At 69.1% G+C, this 16,676-nt stretch carries 14 protein-coding genes and 1 tRNA gene; 3 read left to right on the top strand and 12 right to left on the bottom strand.

Features of this window, described 5'->3' with window-relative positions; all coding sequences use genetic code 11:
* Positions 1-23 precede the first annotated feature (23 nt).
* A complete protein-coding gene (locus tag ABN034_RS14655) occupies positions 24-863 on the top strand; it encodes a dienelactone hydrolase family protein (RefSeq protein ID WP_349691555.1) in 840 nt (279 codons plus the stop codon).
* Positions 864-1,047: 184 nt separating this feature from the next.
* Here ABN034_RS14655 and ABN034_RS14650 read toward each other — a convergent pair.
* The 10 genes from ABN034_RS14650 to ABN034_RS14605 all read right to left on the bottom strand — a co-directional run bounded on the left by ABN034_RS14650 (position 1,048) and on the right by ABN034_RS14605 (position 13,060).
* A tRNA-Pro gene (locus ABN034_RS14650) sits at positions 1,048-1,121 on the bottom strand.
* 78 nt (positions 1,122-1,199) lie between these two features.
* Positions 1,200-2,642: a ribosome biogenesis GTPase Der gene (gene der, locus ABN034_RS14645; protein WP_502879046.1), complete on the bottom strand. Its 1,443-nt coding sequence runs from the start codon at positions 2,640-2,642 to the stop codon at positions 1,200-1,202.
* Positions 2,639-3,439 carry a lysophospholipid acyltransferase family protein gene (locus ABN034_RS14640; protein WP_349691554.1) on the bottom strand — a complete coding sequence of 267 codons (801 nt, stop codon included), beginning with the start codon at positions 3,437-3,439 and terminating at the stop codon, positions 2,639-2,641. The genes der and ABN034_RS14640 overlap by 4 nt, the downstream gene beginning before the upstream one ends.
* On the bottom strand, positions 3,436-4,131 hold the full coding sequence (cmk, locus tag ABN034_RS14635) for a (d)CMP kinase (RefSeq protein ID WP_349691553.1): 696 nt from the start codon (positions 4,129-4,131) through the stop codon (positions 3,436-3,438). Before cmk ends, ABN034_RS14640 begins: the two co-directional genes overlap by 4 nt.
* Positions 4,132-4,173: 42 nt before the next feature.
* Entirely contained in the window at positions 4,174-5,355 is a 1,182-nt protein-coding gene (locus ABN034_RS14630; RefSeq protein WP_349691552.1) for a prephenate dehydrogenase, read from the bottom strand.
* On the bottom strand, positions 5,352-5,762 hold the full coding sequence (gene aroH / locus ABN034_RS14625) for a chorismate mutase (protein ID WP_349332102.1): 411 nt from the start codon (positions 5,760-5,762) through the stop codon (positions 5,352-5,354). Before aroH ends, ABN034_RS14630 begins: the two co-directional genes overlap by 4 nt.
* A 157-nt stretch (positions 5,763-5,919) precedes the next feature.
* Entirely contained in the window at positions 5,920-6,924 is a 1,005-nt protein-coding gene (locus tag ABN034_RS14620; RefSeq protein ID WP_349691551.1) for an acyltransferase domain-containing protein, read from the bottom strand.
* A 276-nt stretch (positions 6,925-7,200) separates the two neighbouring features.
* Complete coding sequence (locus tag ABN034_RS14615) at positions 7,201-9,297, bottom strand: discoidin domain-containing protein (protein WP_349691550.1); 2,097 nt, start codon at positions 9,295-9,297, stop codon at positions 7,201-7,203.
* A gap of 260 nt (positions 9,298-9,557) precedes the next feature.
* Positions 9,558-10,652 carry an acetate/propionate family kinase gene (locus tag ABN034_RS14610; protein WP_349691549.1) on the bottom strand — a complete coding sequence of 365 codons (1,095 nt, stop codon included), beginning with the start codon at positions 10,650-10,652 and terminating at the stop codon, positions 9,558-9,560.
* A gap of 17 nt (positions 10,653-10,669) precedes the next feature.
* On the bottom strand, positions 10,670-13,060 hold the full coding sequence (locus ABN034_RS14605) for a phosphoketolase family protein (RefSeq protein WP_349691548.1): 2,391 nt from the start codon (positions 13,058-13,060) through the stop codon (positions 10,670-10,672).
* A 178-nt stretch (positions 13,061-13,238) separates the two neighbouring features.
* Between ABN034_RS14605 and ABN034_RS14600 the strand changes: the two genes are divergently transcribed.
* On the top strand, positions 13,239-14,123 hold the full coding sequence (locus ABN034_RS14600) for a glycoside hydrolase family 16 protein (RefSeq protein WP_349691547.1): 885 nt from the start codon (positions 13,239-13,241) through the stop codon (positions 14,121-14,123).
* Between the two features lie 149 nt (positions 14,124-14,272).
* On the opposite strand, the gene ABN034_RS14595 is transcribed toward ABN034_RS14600, so the two are convergent.
* The gene (locus ABN034_RS14595) at positions 14,273-15,190 is read right to left on the bottom strand and encodes an SDR family oxidoreductase (protein ID WP_349691546.1); all 918 of its coding nucleotides are present in this window, start codon (positions 15,188-15,190) and stop codon (positions 14,273-14,275) included.
* A 50-nt stretch (positions 15,191-15,240) separates the two neighbouring features.
* Between ABN034_RS14595 and ABN034_RS14590 the strand changes: the two genes are divergently transcribed.
* On the top strand, positions 15,241-15,804 hold the full coding sequence (locus ABN034_RS14590) for a TetR/AcrR family transcriptional regulator (RefSeq protein ID WP_349691545.1): 564 nt from the start codon (positions 15,241-15,243) through the stop codon (positions 15,802-15,804).
* A gap of 94 nt (positions 15,805-15,898) precedes the next feature.
* On the opposite strand, the gene ABN034_RS14585 is transcribed toward ABN034_RS14590, so the two are convergent.
* On the bottom strand, positions 15,899-16,651 hold the full coding sequence (locus tag ABN034_RS14585) for a creatininase family protein (protein WP_349691544.1): 753 nt from the start codon (positions 16,649-16,651) through the stop codon (positions 15,899-15,901).
* Positions 16,652-16,676 lie beyond the last annotated feature (25 nt).

Raw genomic sequence — 16,676 nt, 5'->3', positions numbered from 1 at the left:
TCCCTGGGCCACTCGACCCGAAGGTGCACGAGGAGGTCGCGTGCGAGGGCTACGTCCGTCGCCGCGTCTCCTATGCCGTCCCCGCAGGTCGTGGATCCGCCTTCGTCTGTATCCCGGACGGCCTCACCGGACCCGCGCCAGTGGTGTTCTGTCACCATCAGCACGCGCGCCAGTTCGACCTCGGCAAGAGCGAGGTATGCGGGCTCCACGGTGACCCGGATCAGGCATATGCGGCCGAGCTCGCCCAGCGCGGCTTCGTCGCCATCGCCGCCGACGCCATCGGATTCGAGGACCGCAACTGGGACAACGGCCAGAACGTCACCTGGTTCGAATTGACATCCCGCCTCGTGCTCGGACGCACCCTGCTGGCCGACTGCCTCCAGGAGATCTCCCTGGCCATCGACTACGCGGCCAGCCTCCCCGAGGGCGACTCCAGCCGTGTCGGCTTCATCGGCCACTCCTACGGCGCGCGCGCCGCCATCTGGGCACCAGCGTGGGACGACCGCATCACAGTCAGCGTCTCGAACTGCGGTTGCATCCCCTACCGCGACTCATTCGCACGCGACGCGGGGTTCCAGGCCGAGTTCGTAGTCCCAGGCTTCGCCGCCGACTATGACGTCGAGGACGTCCTCGCCCTCGCGAGCCAGTGCGAGTTCCTCCTCATCGCAGCCGAGGACGACAAATGGAGCCGAGGCGCCAAACAGATCGAGAGCCGCCTCCACTCCAGAGGCACCGACAACGTGCACGTCAAAGTAGTGCCCGGCGGCCACGAGTTCCACCTACCACAACGACAACTCGCCTACGAATTCCTAAGCCGTCTGTCGGATCGGTGCCAACACACTTCACAACGCAGCAGCGGCTGAGAACAGGCCCGGTCCTCTCGATGCACACAGTCCGTTGGCGTCCTTGACGCACCGTACTTCGGGGGAGCTGGAACAGCGGCTTGAGCAAGATCCGCTCCCATTCCGCTCCCAGAATCGGGCATCCAGAGAGGGAGAGGCACCAGGCCCTGTCGCATCTAGTGCCTCTGACCTGCACTTTTATGTGTCGGGCTGGCGGGATTTGAACCCACGACCCCTTGACCCCCAGTCAAGTGCGCTACCAAACTGCGCCACAGCCCGTCGCCCGAAACCTCCCGGTCGGGCGGATGGAACATTACCGCAGAGCCGCTCGAACTCCGCCGCCGGCCGGCGCACCCGCTACTTCCCCTTGCGCTGGCGCTTCTCGCGGATCCGCAGGGTGATCATGATCGGTGAGCCGGCGAACCCGAACTCCTCCCGCAGCCGGCGTTCGATGAACCGCCGGTACGAAGGCTCCAGGTAGCCCGTCGTGAAGAGCAGGAACTTCGGCGGCGACGTCTGCGGCTGGGTGCCGAAGAGGATCCGTGGCTGCTTGCCGCCTCGCAGCGGGTGCGGATTTGCCGCGACCAGCCGACCGAGGAAGGCGTTCAGGGTGCCGGTCGGGACCCTGGTCGACCAGCCTTCGAGCGAGGTCTCCATCGCCCTGACCAGCCGGTCGACGTGCCAGCCTGTGAGGGCGCTGACGTTGACCCGAGGGGCCCAGCGCACCCGCACCTGCCGGTCCAGCTCCTTCTCCAGCCGCAGCCGCCGGTCCTCGTCGACAAGATCCCATTTGTTGAACGCAAGAACCAGGCCGCGACCCGACTCGACAACGGTCGAGATGATCCGCAGGTCCTGTTCCGACAGCGGCTCGGCCGCGTCGAGCAGGACGATCGCGACCTCCGCGCGTTCGATCGCCGCGGTCGTACGCAGGCTGGCATAGAACTCGTGTCCGGCCGCGTCGCGGACCCGGCGCCGGATGCCCGCGGTGTCGATGAACCGCCAGGTCTTGGCGCCGAGTTCGACCAACTCATCCACCGGGTCGACGGTCGTGCCGGCCACCTCGTCGACGACGACGCGCTCTTCGCCGGCGAGGCGGTTGAGCAGGCTGGACTTGCCGACGTTCGGCTTGCCGACGAGAGCGATCCGCCGCGGGCCGCCGACCCCTGGACCGCGGTCGGCTGGCGCCTCGGGCATCGCCTCCAGCACCGCGTCGAGCAGGTCGCCGGTCCCCCGACCGTGGATCGCCGAGACCGGCCGTGGCTCACCGAGTCCGAGTGACCACAGGGCGGCCGCCTCGGTTTCGCCGCGCAGGTCGTCGGCCTTGTTGGCCGTGAGGATCACCGGCTTGCCGGCCCTCCTGAGGATGCGTACGACGGCCTCGTCGACGTCCGTCGCGCCAACGGTGACGTCGACGACGAACAGGACGACATCGGCGGCGGTGACGGCGATCTCGGCCTGCGCGGCGACTCGGGCCATGAAGCCCTTGGCATCGGGGTCCCATCCGCCGGTGTCGACCAGGGTGAACCGGCGGCCGCGCCAGTCGGCGTCGTAGGTCACCCGGTCGCGGGTGACACCGGGGACGTCCTCGACGACGGCTGCTCTCCGGCCCAGGATGCGGTTGACGAGCGTGGACTTGCCGACATTGGGACGTCCGACGACCGCGACGACCGGTGCGTCCGCGGCCACCGGGCCGTCGAGGTCGTCGGCCCCCCCTTCGTCGACGAAGGCATAGCCGTCATCACCTTCGTCGGCAAAGGCGTCGGCGAGCTCGGCAGCCTGCCGGGATTCCCTGTCAGTCACGAAACTTCCTCTACGTCGATGCGTCCCGGGGTGGGCGCGGCAGCCTCGCGGGGCCCCGCCTCCTGCTCGGCGCCGGGCGCCGCCCGGCCGCTGACCTCGACCGCCTCGCGAAGATGGGCGATCAGGGCCTGGCGCAGTCGGGAAGCTTGTTGGCGTACAACCTCGCGACGGCGTGGCCACGGCACCGCCTCGAGGACGAGCGGCCGGCCGAAGACCACGTCGATCCGCGTCCTCATCGAGGGTACGGCCCCCGTCGACTTCCCGAGCGCGCGCGTCCCCAGGCAGGCCACCGGGACGACCGGCGCCCCCGTGCACAGGGCGAGATACGCGACGCCGGGTTTGATCACGGTGAAGTCGCCGGGTCCGCGTTTGCCCTCGGGGTAGATGGCGAGGACGTCGCCCCGGTCCAGCACCGCCAGCGCGGCCTTGAGGGCACCGACGTCGGCCGTCCCACGGTCGACCGGGATCTGGCCGAGACGCCGCAACGCCTTACCCAGCAGGCCACGGAACATCTCCTTCTTGACCAACGCATGGACCGGCCGGGCCATCGCCGCCGCGAGAACCGGCCCGTCGAGGATCGCGAGGTGGTTCGACGCCAGGATCACCGGGCCGTCGCCCGGCACGTGGTGCCGGTCATGGACGCGGATGCTCCAGGCCAGCTTCAGTACGCCAGAGGAGGGCCGCCGCGTGAGCCGAATCGGCCGATCCGGCGGGCCCGGCGTACCTCGCCAGTACGCCGAAAGGGACGAAGGCCGTGCCGTGAACGGAGAGGGCGGCGGGTCAGCCGCTCCGCTCATCGGGGACCGCACGCCCCCACCCGTTCGCCGGCGAGGGCCGCGATTCGGTCGATGACCTGCTCGAGGTCGAGCTCAGTCGTGTCGAGAACCACGGCGTCGGACGCTCGGCCGGACTGGTCGGAGTCCAACCGGTCGCGGCGGGCGATCTCCCGGCGGGTGAGCCCGACCTCCACCCTGCTGCCGGCCAGGCCTTCGGCCGCGCGGCGATGGGCACGGACATCCTCGCGCGCCGTCAGGTAGACCTTGACACCCGCGTCAGGAGCCACGGTGGTGCCGATGTCGCGGCCCTCGACGACGATGCCGCCGTCACCGATCAGCTCACGTTGCAGGTCGATGAGTCGCGTCCGGACCGCTGGTACGGCGGCCACAGCGCTCACCGCGTTGGTCACCTCGCGTGACCTCACCGGACGGGAGACGTCCACCCCGTCGATCGCGATCCGCGGCGCCTTCGGGTCGGTCGTCACCTCGAGGTGGGGCTCCCCACAGCGCGCGGCGGTCTTCTCGGCGTCGTCGAGGGGTACGCCTGCGCGCAGCATCCACCAGGTGAGGGCGCGGTACATCGCACCGGTGTCGAGATAACGCAGGCCGAGGCGTCGCGCCACCCCTCGTGCGGCACTGGACTTCCCTGAACCCGACGGTCCGTCGATCGCCACCACGATGCCGGCCAGGTCTGCCTCGTCGGCTCGCTCCACCTTGTCGTCTCCTCCCACGATCCGCCCGGTCCGCCGCGCAGGCTAACCGTGGACGTCCCATCCGTGCTGCGCCAGGGCCTGCAAGAGTGCGGGTACGGCATCAGCGTGCACCGCGAGCTGGACCAACCCGGCGGGGGTGCCGGGACTGTGGTCGATGCGTACGTCCTCGATGTTGACACCGGCCGCGCCGACATCGGCGAACAGCCGCGCCAGCTCACCCGGCTGGTCACGCAGCTGCACTGGTACCGACGCGAACGCCTCGGGGCGCATGCCGTGCTTGCCGGGGAGTCGTCGTACGCCGGTGGCACCGCGTTCGAGGACGTTCCTCAGGTCGGGAGCCCCGGGCGCCGCCAGCTCGGTCTCCGCAGGCGGGACGGACTTCTCCAGGGTCACAGCGAACTGGTGCATGCGTTCGGCCGTCTCGTGGAGCAGCTTGGCCACCGGCTCGGCGTTGGCGGCGAGGATCTGGCTCCACAGGTCGGGGTCACCGGCCGCGATCCGGGTCACGTCGCGCAGGCCCTGCCCGGCCAGCACCAGGTGGTCCTCGGCCGCGGTGGTGAGCAGCCCGGCCACCACCGAGGAGGCGACCTGGGGCAGGTGGGAGATCAGCGCCACCGCTTCGTCGTGCTCGGCCGGCGTCATCGGCACCGCGAACGCTCCGCAGGTCGCCGCGAGGCCCTCGACCGCCTCGACCGCCTCGGGCCGGCTTCCCGGATGCGGCGTCACCGCCCACGCCCGCCCGTCGAACAGGTCAGCCCGCGCGGCCAGCGGTCCCGACTGCTCGCTGCCGGCCATCGGGTGCCCACCGACGTACCGGTCGAGGAACTCCGGCGCCCTGGCCGCGACGGCACCGACCGTGGCGGCCTTCACGCTGCCAAGGTCGGTGACCGTCGCCCGCGGGAACCGCTCCAGCGCGTCGGCGATGACGGTCCCGAGGGCAGCGGGTGGTACGCCGACCACGACCAGATCCGGCTCCCCACCATCCGTCCCGGCCGCGCCATCCGTCTCCCTCGGGCTGTCCGTCTCCCTCGGGCTGTCCGGGCCGCCGAGATCCGCTCGGCTGGCCGGTACGCCCGCGCCGAGAGACACGGCGACCCGCACATGTCCGGGATCGCGGTCCTCGAGAAGGACCTCGAGACCCGCCCGACTCAGCGCGAGCCCCACCGAGGTGCCCATCAATCCGGCACCGATGACGAGGATGCGACCCGTCGGACGTCGGTTCATGGCTGCCCCGGAGGGGGCGTGGGCGAGTCGTCCGGCACGGCGTAGACATGGGAGAGGTCCCGGCGCAGCGCGGCCGCGCCGTGGAGGTAGACGTGAGTGATCTCGTCCCGGCTGAGCGGGGTCTCGACATGGGCCATGAGCCGGATCACCCGCGGCATCCCGCCACCGATCTCGAGCTCACGTGCGCAGAGCAGGGGGACGTCGGTCATACCCATCAGGCGCGCGGCGTAGGCCGGAAACTCCGAGTGCACGTCGGACGTCGCCGTGAAGACGATGCTGATCAGGTCGTCGTTGTCGAGGTCGTTGGTGCGCAGGACCTCCTTGACGAGTTCGGCCACGCGATCGAGCAGGTGCTCGCGCTCGTCGATCTCGAGCTGGGTCGCACCCCGGACTGCCCGGACCGGCACGGTGAATCCTTCCGTCCGCTGTGAGTCGCCGCGTCATCTGAAGGCGTACGCCTGCCAGAAGGAGGCGTACGACGAACAGCGCCGGTAACGCGGCATTTGTCCCTGTGGCGACGCCTGTCGTCGGGGTCACCCTATCCGCGCCCGGTATCACCCGGCGTCAGAGGGCGACCCAGCCGGCCCGGATCTCCCAGTGCCTACCGGCCTCCAGGTGCGTCACGATCGCGCGTTCCAGCGTCGTACGCCTGGGAAGCTCGTCGACCGTGGGGTTGATCTTCCTGAACACGAACTGGAACACGTCGTTGTCGCCGACCCGTCCCCCGGGAACAAGCTGGAAGCGGCGCTGGAACCGGACGATGTTGGAGTCGGCGGGGAGGTACTCCGCGAGCTGCGGATCGAGCAGCCACGACGAGCAGATGGCGTAGCGGTAGCCCTCCTCAGGGAAGTACCGGTCGTAGAACTCCCGCGCCCGCCGGAACGACTCCTCGCACGCCTCGTGCGTCATCGGACCCGACTCCGGGATGTGGACGCCCAGTGCGGTGTCGCCCCTGCGGAACGGAGCGTCCGTGGCGGCGATCGCCTCATCGTCGAAGCTGACGGTCCCGCGGTTGAACTGCAGCCGGCCCATGTCGTAGATCAGGCCGCGAAAGTGCAGAGAGAACCAGAACTGCACGTCGAGACCGCCGACACCGTGGATTCGCCGGTAGATGGCGATCTGGCGGCCCAGGTCGGCGAAGGTCGCCCAGCTCACGTCGGCCGGGATGCCGCGTTCCTCGTGGTAGCGCAGGACGGTGGGCACGGCGGCGAGGAGGACGTGGACATAGAAGAACCGACCCTTGGCACCGAGGCTCGCCGGAAGGTGCGGCCACCGCAGCCAGTCCCAGTTCAGGTCGCCCATGCTGGTCTCGAGCAACTGGTGGCAACGCTGTAAGAGCCACCAGAGCTCGGGGTCGCCGGTGGCGGACGGGCGGGTCGCGATGATCTCCGCGGCGTCGTCCGGGAGGACGCCGACACGGTGGAGGAGGGGGTCGATCTCGGCGAGGTCAGGGAGTGGGACCTCCTTCACGGGCGGTGACAACCGGGCGAGTTCTGCCACCCAGTCCGCGTGCTCCTGACCAGATCCGAGCAGCGTGAGGACTGCTGCGGCATCGACGTCGGTACCCAACGACCGCCACCTCCGTAGAACCTCGACCTGTCTTCGCGGGGGCCGGCACCGAGGGCGTCGAGGACCCACGCGAGCGACCCGCCCGACCACCGAACCAGATCCACCCGGGAGAACGCCAGCCGCGCCCCCACCGAAACTGGTGTGCCGACCACGGCTGGCCAGCGGGGACGATGCTGCCATGCCCCGGTCCTCGCGGCCTCTACGACCGCCGCTGATCCCCTTCTCCCCCGCGCGGGCGCCCCCCGTCTTTCGCGGGCGCTCCCAGGAGCCCGCGGGTCAGGCCTCCGGTTCGTAGGCGACGTTGACCTCCGCGGCCGACGCGAGACCCTTGTAGCCCTCGACGGCCTCCAGGCGTACGAAGCGGGCAGTGACCGGCTGCCACTCGGCGTACTTCCGGTGGTACGAGTAGCTCCACTCTCCCTGCGCGACCTCGGTGAAGGCGGCGCCGTCGGCACTGACGGCGATGCGGAATCCCATGATGGTGCCGTTGCAGCTCACGTCCTGGCGGGGTGTGTAGACGAGTGCACGGGTCACGTGGTCGCCGCCGAGGTCGAGGGTGATCGCTTGCGGCAGCGGGTTCTCCGGTCCCGTCGCGCTGTGCCACAGGGTCGTGTCGTCGCCGTCGATCGCGTTCTGCGGACCGGATCCTTCGAGCGAACTCGTCGCCGTCGCCGTCATCTGTCCCTGCGGGACGACATGCGCGAACTCCGGCACGTCGTCGTCGTTGATCGGGTCGAGTCGGTTCGCCACCCGGATGAGGTCGAAGTACTGGTCGGCGCGCACGACCTCGTACTCCGGCCCGAGTTCCGAGACGACACCGGCCACGTCGGTCGGTGTCATCGCCATCGCGAGCACGCCCATCGACAGGAACAGCGGCGCGTTGCCGTCCCAGCCGCGGGACGCCTCGGCGATGGAGGCCTTCAGCTCCGCGACGTTGTTGTTGAGCATGACGACCGACTGCGGCAGGTCGTCGGTCAGCATCTTCGTGAGAGTGCAGCGTTCCCAGCCGAACATCACACCCGCCGGACCGATGTCCTCGGAGTAGGCCGTCACCTCCTGCTCTGTCATCCACACGCTCGGTCCGTTGACGCGGTTGAGGACGTAGACGGTCTCGAGCCCTGCCTCCTCGAGGTACTTCCCCGAGTGCCGGGTGTAGGTACGGAAGTCGGCGTCCGGCCACGGCGTCGGGTTGATGTAGCCAGCCCCCGAGGGTCCCGCCATGAAGTGGTCGTTCGGCGTCGCGGTCGACTGGTAGTAGCGCAGCATCGCGGGGGCGGCGTCGAGCAGCAGCGGGCTGATCCCCCAGTTGAGCGGGACGCTCCCCCGCGCCGGGTCACCCCAGATCCTGCGCAGGACCCGCTGGTTGTACTGCAGGTTGTCGCCTTCGGACATCGTGAACGTGACATAGATCTTGTTGCGCAGCCTTGGGGTCTTGGCCTTCGGTTGCGCGATCGGCTCCGCTCGCGTACCCGACCAGACGCTCATGTTGGCGAACCAGTCCGCCGGCACCACGTAGACGGCGTTCTCCGAACACAGCTGGGTGGAGCTGAACTCTCCCGGCGGGAACCAGCCGAGGTACGGCGAGTTCGGAGGCATGTCGGCGAGAAAGCGTGCGTAGAGCGCGCGTTCGGCAGGGATCGCGGAGTCGAGCCAGATCACCAGGGAGCGGTTGGCGACGGGATAGTCCCGCAGGTACGCCGATCCGGTCCGCTGTCCCTCGGGCTTGAGCCCGACGAGCATCCGGTGGGTGGCCTCGGGCCAGAGAATGTCGTAGGTCCACTGGTAGACGTCCAGGCGTCCGGTGAACCGTCCCCGTAGATCCTCGAGAACGGGGTAGTCGTAGCCGTCTGCAGCGAGCTTCGCGGCGAGTTCGGGGCTGACGGCCAGCGCGTCCCGCAGACCCGCGAGGCCCGTTGCCGCGTTGATGGTGTCGAGCACGTCGGGGTCGTAGATCACGATCCCCGTCGGTACGTCCGCGAACTCCTCGAGCAGCCGCCACCTCGAATCGAGCATGGTGTACGTGATTCCGAGGCCGTCGGTGAGCCAGGTTTCCTTGCCCTGGTCCCCCGGCTGGAGCAGGTAGATGCGAGGCAAGGTGCGGTTGACGATGCCCTGCAGACAGGCGAAGAGCACCTGTTCGTCGCGCGGAACCTCCTCCAGATCGGCCACCAGGAGGTGTCGAGCCCGGGGAAAGTGCGGCAGCGCCTGGCCCTCGGGCCAGCTGATGCCACCTGCGTCGGTGGCGGTTGACGCCGATACATTGTCAGAGGTCTTACCAATCGGCTCAAATAAAAGTGCGGCTTCCGGCGACGTCGCAGAGGACGCGACACCGGCCGCGACAGCACCGGTGAGAAACACGCGTCGGCTGACCATGGGGATCTCCCTCGGGCTTACTCAGTAGGGCCTGATGGCGGGACGCCCGAACCCTAGATCACGCCGGCGGCGAGTCAACCGGCTTGACGGCCATGTGCACCAACCCTGTCCGGAGACGGATGGCGTTGTCCCCACCAACCGGACAACCAGCGGGCCAGCCGAGAAGTGCGGGAATGATCACGCACACGTGATCGTTCTCCACGATGGCGCGGCATATTCGCCGTGCATCGTGGGGAATTGGCCCGCATGGCCGGCGGGAGTCAGTTGAGGAGTTGGGCGACCTCTCGGGCGATCTGCAGGTCCTCGCGCGCCGCGACGACCAGGCAGTGCACCGGCGACCCTGGCGCGCTGATGTCCGCATCCCCTTCGGCCGCAGGGTTGTGGACCGCATCGACGCCAATCCCGAGGAAGCCGAGCCCATCGGCCGCCCCCGCCCGGACCGCCGGAGCGTGCTCCCCCACGCCGCCGGTGAACGCCACGACGTCCAGACCCGACAGGCTCGCCGCCATGGCGGCGATCCCCGCCCGCAGCCGGTGCAGATAGACCTCGATCGCCAGACGCGCGGCGCCATCGCCGTCGCCCGCCCGCGCGAGTACCTGGCGCATGTCCGGCGTGCCAGCGAGCCCCGCCAGGCCGGAACGGTGCTCCAGCCCGTCGTCGAGCGCATCGACATCGACCTCGCCCTGCCGCAGGAGCCACACCAGCAGTCCCGGGTCGACGTCGCCGGACCGGCTCGCCATCACCAACCCCTCCAGCGGAGTGAAGCCCATCGTCGTGTCGACGCTCTTCCCTCCCCGGACCGCACAGAGCGACGCGCCCGCCCCCAGGTGACAGACGACGGTCCGCAGGTCCTCGACCGGGCGCCCGACCAGATCCGCCACCCGGCGCGAGGCGTACGCATGGGACAGGCCGTGGAAGCCGTACCGCCGTACGTCGAAGCCGGCGCACTTACGCCACGCGGCGGGGAGGGCATAGGTCGTGGCGGCGGGTGGGAGGGTGGAGTGGAAGGCCGTGTCGAAGCAGGCGACGGACGGGACGTCGGGGAGCAGGCGCGCGATCAGGTCGATACCGGCAAGGGCGGCCGGCTGGTGCAGCGGAGCCAGCGGTACCAGGGCCTCGAGTTGGGTGCGTACGCCGACGTCGATGCGTACGGGACCGGTGAACAGTCCACCACCGTGCACGACCCGGTGGCCGACCGCGTCGGGGATGTCCCACCTGTCGAGGACCGACTCCAACTCGCTCGACTGCGAGTCATCGCCCGACACGTCGACCTGATGACTCGCACGTACCCGGTCGCCGTCGAGGAGGGCGAGCTTGAGCGTCGCCGACCCGGCGTTGACGACGAGCACCCGCATCGGAGCTTCAGCGCCTCTCACACCCGCGCCGACGGCCAGCGCCAGTCGCGGATGGCGGGCGCGTCCTCGCCGTACTCACGGGTGTAGACCCGCGCCCTGAGGCGGGCGTCCATCATCTGCTGCCGCAGCTCCGCGGCCCGGATCGCCAACCCTGGTACGCGATCGATCACGTCGATGACCAGGTGGTACCGGTCGAGATCGTTCAGCATCACCATGTCGAACGGCGTGGTCGTCGTCCCCTCCTCCTTGTAGCCGCGGACGTGGATGTTGTCGTGGTTCGTCCGACGGTAGGTGAGGCGGTGGATCAGCAGCGGGTAGCCGTGGAACGCGAAGATCACCGACCGATCTGTCGTGAACAGCGCGTCGAACTCCCGGTCGGGGAGTCCGTGTGGATGCTCGCTCGCCGGCTGCAGGCGCATCAGGTCGACGACGTTGACGACGCGGACGGCGAGCGAGGGAAGGTGTTGGCGCAGCAGATCCACGGCAGCGAGCGTTTCCAGGGTGGGTACGTCGCCGGCGCAGGCGAGCACGACGTCGGGGATGCCGCCGCGGTCGTTGCTCGCCCAGTCCCAGATCCCGATCCCCCGGGTGCAGTGTTCCACGGCTTCGTTCATCGACAGCCAGTCGGGTGCGGGATTCTTGCCGGCGACGACGACGTTGATGTAGTTCCGGCTGCGTAGACAGTGGTCGACCGTCGAGAGGAGGGTGTTGGTGTCCGGGGGAAGGTAGACGCGCACGATCTCGGCCTTCTTGTTGACCACGTGGTCGAGGAAGCCCGGGTCCTGGTGGGAGAAGCCGTTGTGGTCCTGCCTCCAGACGTGTGACGACAGCAGGTAGTTGAGCGAGGCGATCGGCCGCCGCCACGGGATCTGCCGGGTGACCTTCAACCATTTCGCGTGCTGGTTGACCATCGAGTCGACGATGTGGATGAACGCCTCGTAGCAGTTGAAGAGCCCGTGTCGGCCGGTCAGCAGATAGCCCTCCAGCCAGCCCTGGCACAGGTGCTCGGACAGCACCTCCATCACCCGGCCGTCCGGAGCCAGGTGGTCGTCGCCGGCGACGACCGCGGCCTCCCAGGTGCGGTCGCTCGCCTCGAACACCGCCGACAGCCGGTTCGACGCCGTCTCGTCCGGACCGAACAGCCGGAACGTCGACGGGTTGTCCCGCAGCACGTCACGCAGCCAGGTGCCGAGCACCTTGGTGGGCGCGTTGTCCACGGCACCGGGTGAGGGCACGTCCACGCCGTACGCACGAAAGTCCGGCAACCTGAGGCCCTGCAGCAGAAGGCCGCCGTTGGCATGGGGGTTGGCACTCATCCGCCGCTCCCCTGTCGGCGGGAGCGCGGCCAGCTCGGCGCGCAGGCCGCCGGCCGCGTCGAACAGCTCCTCCGGCCGGTACCGCCGCATCCACGCCTCGAGTTCTGCGAGGTGCTCGGGGTTCGTGCGTACGTCCGACACGGGTACCTGGTGGGAGCGGAACGTCCCCTCGACCTGGACGCCATCGACCTCGCGGGGACCGGTCCAGCCCTTGGGCGTCCGCAGCACGATCATCGGCCACCGTGGCAGCTCACGAGGCGCCGCACACCCGGTCCGGGCGTGGCGCTGGATCGCGACGATCTCGGCATACGCCCGGTCGAGCGTCGCGGCGAGCTGCTCGTGCACCTGCGCGGGATCGTCCCCCGCGACGACGTACGGCTGGTAGCCATGGCCCTCCAGCCGGTGTAGCAGGTCGGCCTCGGGGATCCGCGCGAGCACCGTCGGGTTCGCGATCTTGTAGCCGTTGAGGTGCAGGACCGGCAGGACGGCACCGTCGCGCGCCGGGTCGAGAAACTTGTTGCTGTCCCAACTCGCCGCCAGCGGCCCGGTCTCGGCCTCGCCGTCACCGATCACGCAGCAGACGAGCAGATCGGGATTGTCGAACGCCGCGCCGTACGCATGGACCAGGGAGTACCCCAGCTCGCCACCTTCGTGGATGGAGCCGGGCGTCTCCGGTGCGACATGGCTGGGTATCCCGCCCGGAAACGAGAACTGCCGGAAGAGTCGCCGCAGCCCCTCCACATCGCGTGACACGTGCGGGTAGACCTCGGAGTAGGTCCCCTCGAGGTAGGCGTTCGCGACCAATCCGGGTCCGCCGTGCCCTGGTCCGGTGACGTACATCGCCGACACGTCGTGGGACCGGATCAGCCGGTTCAGGTGGACGTAGACCAGGTTGAGGCCCGGTGTCGTACCCCAGTGGCCGAGCAGCCGAGGTTTGACGTGCTCCGGACGTAGCGGTTCACGCAGCAACGGGTTGTCGAGCAGGTAGATCTGACCGACCGACAGGTAGTTCGCCGCACGCCAGTAGGCGTCGAGGAGTTCCCGCTCGGACGGCGAAAGGACGTTTGGCGATTCGGCGGTGCGAGCGCTCAACACGGACCTCCCGGTCGGGGTCACCCTCGATTCAGGTTCAGGTTCCCCGCTGTCGTGCCCACGAAACGGTCCCGAACCGGCGGTTCGCCGCACTTGGTCGGGCAACCTCGGACGGCCGCGTTGACGCGCCACCCGGGCACGGGTTTCACTCAGGGCGGCCCACCAGGAGGTCGCCGTCATGAGTCGCCTTACCCGGTTGGGACCTGCGGTCGTCGCGGGTCTCTGCATGCTCGTCGCGACGCTTCACCTGCCAGCCGCCTCAGCCGCCCCACCACCCCCACCCGAAACCGCGACGGACGCCGCGACCGACGCCGCGTCGTCGCGCACCTGCCCGGGCTCGCACTCCCCTGGGCGGGACTGGAAGCTGACGTGGCACGACGAGTTCGCCACGTCGCGGCTCGACCGCTCCAAGTGGAACACCGTCATGGACTTTCCGGGCCGGGCCGGCGGGCACTACCACAACAGTTCGTACGGAAGTTACGCCCTCGACGAGAACATCGTCCTGCGCAACGGTCGCCTCCACCTGATCGCGAACGACGAACCGGTCGTGGGCGACGACCCGCCCGGCACGTACGCCTACTCCGAGGGATTCATGTCCTCCCATGACTTGTTCTTCCAGGCGTACGGCCACTGGGAGATCTGCGCGAAGTATCCCGCCGGCCGCGGCCTGTGGCCGGCGTTCTGGCTGGTGCCGCAGGACCGCAGCTGGCCGCCGGAGTTCGACATCGCGGAGTGGTTCGGCGGCAACGAAGGGCTGCACCAGGGCATCGCCACCGGCCAGTGGCCCGACGTCGACTGGCACAGTCAGTGGACCTACAGCCCGGCACCGACGACCGGTTGGCACACGTACGCCCTGCAGTGGGAGCCCGGGCGCGCGGTGTTCTTCGTCGACGGCGCTCCGACCGCCGTGTTCGAGGGTTCGTTCGTTCCCGACAAGCCGATGTACGTCATCCTCAACAGCGGGGTCTGGGTCAACGACGACCGCGGCGGGCCACCGGACGCGAGCACCGTCTTCCCGAACGCCTTCGAGGTCGACTACGTACGCGTCTACCAGCGCCGCTGACTCCTGGGCCGGCTCCGCACCGCAGTGAGAGGGCCGGCCGACTCCAGGCCCGCTTCAGTGCATGGACTACCCACGCCTGATGGCAGTCCTTGATGTCCGTACGCCGGACACGTCACGTCGTCGCCGACGGTGGACGTGCACGGGTCTCGTCAGCGGTAGCCCGTGACGTCGGCCGGCCTGCCTGCATCCTGTACCTCATCCAGGTAGCGCCAGGCGTCGGGGCAACTGCCGTCGGTGTCGGTGAATCCGTAGACCTTCGCAAGGCCGCCGGACGAGACCGACTGTCCGCTCCATCGGGCACGCTCCGGGTCCGAGGCGACTGCGGCGACAGCGCGCCCGACGAAACGCGGGGTCTCCGAGATCGCGAAGTGCGGCACCTGTTCCAGAGCATCGCGCCAGGTCGCCTCGGTGACCCCGAAGTGGTCGAGCATGTTCTCCGAACGCAGCCAGCCGGGCGTGATAGCGAGCGCGGTAGCGTCGTGTGGCGCAAGGTCCTTCGCATGCGCCCACGCCATCCGCTGCACAGAGACCTTGGCGAGGTCGTAGAACGGGGAGTTGCGGTAGTTCCGCGCGTTGTAGTCGGCGGTCCCGTCGGTCACCTCGACGAGAAGTCCGCCTGGGCGCTCGATGAGCAGCGGCAAGGTGAAGTGTGCCGTGATGAGGTGCGTGTCGACCCCGAGCCTCAGCAGCCTCAGGCCGTTCTCGAGGTCGTGCTCCCAGACCGGCGTGTTCCACTCGAAGAGATGTTCCCCGCCCCAGATGTCGTTGACCACGATGTCGAGCCGGCCGAACTCGGAGCGGATGCGCGTGACCAGGTGCTGCACCTGCTCGGGTACGAGGTGGTCGACGCGTACGGCGATGCCGATCCCGCCGGCACTGGAGACGAGATCGGCGGTCTCCTCGATGGTCTCCGGTCGCGCGTACTCCGACTGGTGCTCCCGCGTCGTCCGGCCGGTCACGTAGACGGTCGCCCCGGCGGCTCCCAGCTCGACGGCGATCCCGCGGCCGGCTCCGCGCGTACCGCCCGCGACGAGAGCAACCTTGCCCCCCAGTGTCTGCGTGGTCATGTTCACACCTTCCAAGTATAATAAACGGACGTTCATTTATACTTGGAATTGTGCCACGACCCAAGACCCTCACCGACGCGCAGATCCTCGACTCTGCGCTCGCGGTGACCAGGCGTACCGGTGTCGAGCGACTGACGTTCACGGCCGTGGCCAGCGCGTGCGGACTGTCCGCCGCGACCCTGGTCCAACGGTTCGGAACAGTGGTGAACCTGCGCCGTCGGACGCTTCACCATGCGTGGGACCAGCTCGAGGCCAGGACTGTCGCGCTGGGCAAGGAGATCGAGAACACACCAGCAGGCGCGGTGGACCTTCTCGTCGGACTGTCGGCCCGCTACGACACCGATATCGAGGAGTTCGCTGAGGGACTCCTCCTGTTGCGCGAGGACCTGCGAGATCCCGAGCTGCGTCAGCGCGGAGCCAGGTGGAAACAGATCCTGGTGGAGGTCCTCAGTGCCTGCTTCACCGAGGCTCCCGACGCGGCAGCAGATGCCGCGGACCTGCTCCTCACACATTGGCAGGGCGCAGTCCTGTGGTGGGCGTTCGCACCTGAGCAGGACCTGCGCGCGCACCTCCAGGACCGGCTGACACGTCTCACGGAGTCCTGGAGTCCATGAACGCAACAGCCCCGGGCCGAGCCGGGCAGATGCCGTGCCAGATCTTCACCGGCGACGTTCGGGGCCTCGCCCCGCCGACGGTCGTGGCCGACGCCTAGAGCGCCTTCGCCAGATCGACCAACCGGTCGGCCAGCACGGACACGAGGTGGTCGAGCCATACCTCACCACGGTCGGCGGTGGCGTGGGCCGGCTGGTCGGTGTAGCCGTCCTGCTCGTGCCACGATGCCTGCCGATGGATCTCCAGGCCGGTGACCTGGGGAATCTCCGGGACCGCCGACCGCTCAGTCCGGTCGACCACCAACTCCGGCGCGACGGCGAGGACGAGGGACGTCTCGAAGCCACCCGCGTGCCCAGGGAGCGGTGTGTCACCACCGTCCACTCCGGCGAGGTCGGCACCGACGGCGGCGTCCCAGTAGTCGGTGTAGGCCACGGCGACCGGGTTACGCACGGATGCCGCCGCCGCCGCTGCCGAGCAGATCCCCCGGTTGCCGCCGTGTCCGTTGACGAGGACGAGCCGCCGCCCACCACATTCGGCGACGGAGCGGGCGAGGTCGAGCAGGATCGCGAGCAACGTCTCGGGACGCAGCGACAGCGTGCCTCCGAATGGAAGGTGGTGGTCCGATGCGCCGAAGGCAAGTGTGGGTGCCAGAACGAGCTTCCGCGGCGCGGACTCCGCAGCGAGTGACACCGCGCGTTCGGCGGCGCTCGTGGCCAACAACGCATCGGTCCCGGTGGCGAGATGGCGCCCATGTTGCTCGGTCGCGCCCACCGGCAGGACGACCAGCGCCTCGGGGAGCAGCTCGGAGAGCCGCTCACGGGTCAGCTCCGCCCATCGCAGCACGCTCATGGTTCCCACACCCCTCACAGACTCA

The sequence above is a fragment of the Actinopolymorpha sp. B11F2 genome, from assembly GCF_040195635.1.
Lineage (GTDB): Bacteria > Actinomycetota > Actinomycetes > Propionibacteriales > Actinopolymorphaceae > Thermasporomyces.
The sequence above is the reverse complement of the archived record's forward strand: the minus strand, read 5'-3'. Positions and strand labels throughout refer to the sequence as shown.